General features: G+C 36.0%; 3 protein-coding genes. 1 reads left to right on the forward strand and 2 read right to left on the reverse strand.

The features are described 5' to 3' along the window. Together HRT72_05280 and HRT72_05285 are read right to left on the reverse strand one after the other, a co-directional pair. Window positions 1-451: DUF2779 domain-containing protein (locus HRT72_05280; GenBank protein ID NQY67122.1), on the reverse strand; the 451-nt coding region annotated here is incomplete at its 3' end. Window positions 452-469: 18 nt separating this feature from the next. Beyond that, window positions 470-2,281 carry a DEAD/DEAH box helicase gene (locus HRT72_05285; protein ID NQY67123.1) on the reverse strand — a complete coding sequence of 604 codons (1,812 nt, stop codon included), beginning with the start codon at window positions 2,279-2,281 and terminating at the stop codon, window positions 470-472. Between the two features lie 592 nt (window positions 2,282-2,873). On the opposite strand from HRT72_05285, the gene HRT72_05290 reads away from it, so the two are divergent. Next, a partial coding sequence (locus HRT72_05290; protein NQY67124.1) for a hypothetical protein occupies window positions 2,874-3,208 on the forward strand: 335 nt, incomplete at its 3' end.

Consider the following 3,208-nt stretch of genomic DNA (forward strand, 5'->3'; position numbering starts at 1 on the left):
AAATATCGCTTATTTCTAAATCTGCATTTGACATCACCCAATATTGAATGGCAGCGTCTTTAACATTACTTCTTTTAACGCTTGCAGAACTCTTGACTTCATAAGCGTTCCATTTACCGTTTTGCTTTACAAGAATATCGATTGCAATAAAAACCCCTTGAAATTGAAAACATGCCTCATATATTATAGAACAACCTTCCTCAATTTTCTTCTTTGTTAAATCAATTGAGCTCGCTGTTTTTCCATACTGATATTCTATCAGTTCTCCTCCAGGGAAGAGCTGAGTAGCCAGTTCTCCAACGCGATGACCTTGCTCGAATATAGCCTTTATCATTGGGCTTAATGGCTCTCTTAAATCTGGTCGATTCTTAGAATACCACAGCTTTAAGTGGCATTGAGATCCAGCTATATAGCTAGATTTCGATAAGATATGTTTGGACGTTTCTTCCAATTAGAAACTATTGTTGGATTATCTCCTTCTTCTAGAACTTGAAGAATTAGATCGGCTTTCTCCACCACTACTTCTTCTTGGTGAGTCGCCTCCTCCAGAAGAACGTCTGTTCCCACTAAATTTACCTCTACTTCCACCACCAGATCGGTTTCTATCACTGCCGCCACCGAAAGATCTACCGCCTCTACCACCAGATGATCTTCCGCCAGTTCTTGGAGCTCTACTGTCGTCACGATTTACACGTACTTCTCGTCCTTCTATTTCTACGCCATCAAACTTTTCTCCAAATCCAGTGTCTTTACCTTCTGCAACATCAAAGTATGCGCAGTTCTTCTGAATCGAAAACTCCTGAAAAGCATTTCTATCTACAGAGGATACTTCAGCAAGAAAATCAACTAATTCATGCTTGGTAAGTCCATCCATAATTCCAACATTGATGAAATATCGATTTCCTTCACTTCTTCTTCCAGCTCTACGCTCTCCTCTTTCTCCTGATGCTCCTTGTGTCTCGTTTAAGTTTCCACTTCCACCACTTCGTCCCATAAGGGCCTTCAATTGAGAAGCGATAAGTCGTTTCAGAATATCTTCCTTAGTTAAATCAGCAAATTGCTCTTGTAGTTCCGCTAGAGTTTCCTCTGCTGCATCGTTAACTGGCATGTCTACTAATTCTTTCGCCCAGTTATTCATTCTGGTCGTTTTCATTTCAGCAACATTTGGAATCTCAATTTTCTCAAAAACAATCTTGTTCTTTCTTTCTATGTCTTTAATTTTTCTTCCTTCTCTAGAATTGACAAAAGCCAATGAGATACCTTTTTTTCCTGCTCTACCAGTACGTCCACTTCTATGTGTATAGCTTTCTAACTGATCAGGAAGAGAATGATGAAATACATGTGTTAAGTCATTCACATCAATCCCTCTTGCTGCAACATCAGTAGCAACAAGAAGTTGCATCGATTTACTTTTAAATTTTCTCATTACAGCATCTCTTTGCGCTTGAGATAAATCTCCATGCAAAGCTTCTACATGATATCCGTCATTTGATAAATCATCGGCAATTTTTTGGGTATCACGCTTTGTTCTACAGAACATTATTCCTTTTATTTCAGGTTGAAGGTCAAGGAATCTACACAAAGCCGCTACTCTATTTGTAGACTTTGTAACCACGTATTTGTGTGCAATATCAGTATTATTTTTGTTTTCTGTATTAACCGCAATCTCCAAAGGCGTATCCATGTACTTTTTGGTAATCCTTCTGATTTCTGCTGGCATAGTAGCCGAGAACAACCAAGTAACTCTATCATCCCTTGTATAAGACAATATGTTATCGATATCCTCTTTAAAGCCCATGTTTAACATTTCATCGGCTTCATCTAATACAACATACTTTACTTCATCAAGTCGTATTGCCTTTCTTTTAATTAAGTCTAATAATCTACCTGGAGTTGCCACTACTATCTGAGTAGGACTTCTTAAAGCTTTAATCTGATTTTGGATAGCAGCACCACCATATACAACCTGCACATTTAAACCTTTCTGGTTTTTCGCAAAGTCTTTTAACTGTACGGCGGTCTGTTGACCAAGCTCTCTTGTAGGAGCCATAATAAGAGCTTGAGTAGCTCTGTTGTCGATATCGATCAAATCAATTAATGGCAAACCAAAAGCAGCAGTTTTACCTGTACCTGTTTGAGCCAAGCCGATGAAATCAGTAGGATCTTGTTTAAGCAATAATGGAATTGCCTCTTCTTGTACTGGAGTTGGGGTATCAAACCCGATCTGATCAAGTACTTCAAGAATTTTATCTGAAAGCCCTAGTTTGCTAAAATTGTTCAATCTACACGTTTTAAAAATGGAGGACAAAGGTAATCAAATAATCAACGCAAACACCAGTAAAACAAGGTAGTTCAAAAGGATTGTAATAAATCAAAATTCTATTTTTCTTTTCCAATGATTTCTGTCCTTTTATAATTTCCAATTGATATGTCTTAATACCCAAATTAATGGCAAGAGTTTCAACATCAGCCTAATTGGCTTCTTCATTCAATGCAAGCACATTAACTTTTACTTCAAGGCTATTATACAATTGGATAACCCACATTTTCATAACATTAGGAATAGCTTTTATAGCAATAATTAGCGTGCCACAAAAATCATAATATGGCAACTATTAATGTCCTTTTAATAATTTATTGAGTTAAAGAATGTGGAATATATTTATAATACGCAATCCGCTTAATTACTCCGATTAAAAAGAAACAGAACATTTACTTAACCCGTACAATCTTCTAGTTAACAGATATTTGCAACTAATAAATCAAAAATAACCTTAAATATTATAAAGAATTTAAATATCACAAGTAGCCTAATAGAATTTATTCTAGTCCTTAATTCTATTAATATTAAAGGTCAATCGAAAATTACCGATATGACCGCTAAAAAGCTGATAGAAGGGACTCGATATATTGATGTAACAAGTCAGTATGAATATCTTTTGAGTATTGATTCAGGAAACACATACTATGGTTATTCTTTAGGAATATATTATTTGAACTTAGGAATGGACGTAAACAAGTTCGCTGTAGACTATTTAGCAACTTCAGTGGTAGGTATGAATCTTTTTAAGAACTCACTCCTAATGAAGCTTACTATCATTACAGAGAAGCATTATCCAAAGACAACCAGAAAGAGAAGGCAGTTGAGATCTACACAGAATTCAAAACTTACCTATTGGAGGATATTAGACTTGAGAAAGAGCATTTA

The organism is Flavobacteriales bacterium (assembly GCA_013214975.1).
Taxonomy (GTDB): Bacteria; Bacteroidota; Bacteroidia; order DT-38; family DT-38; genus DT-38.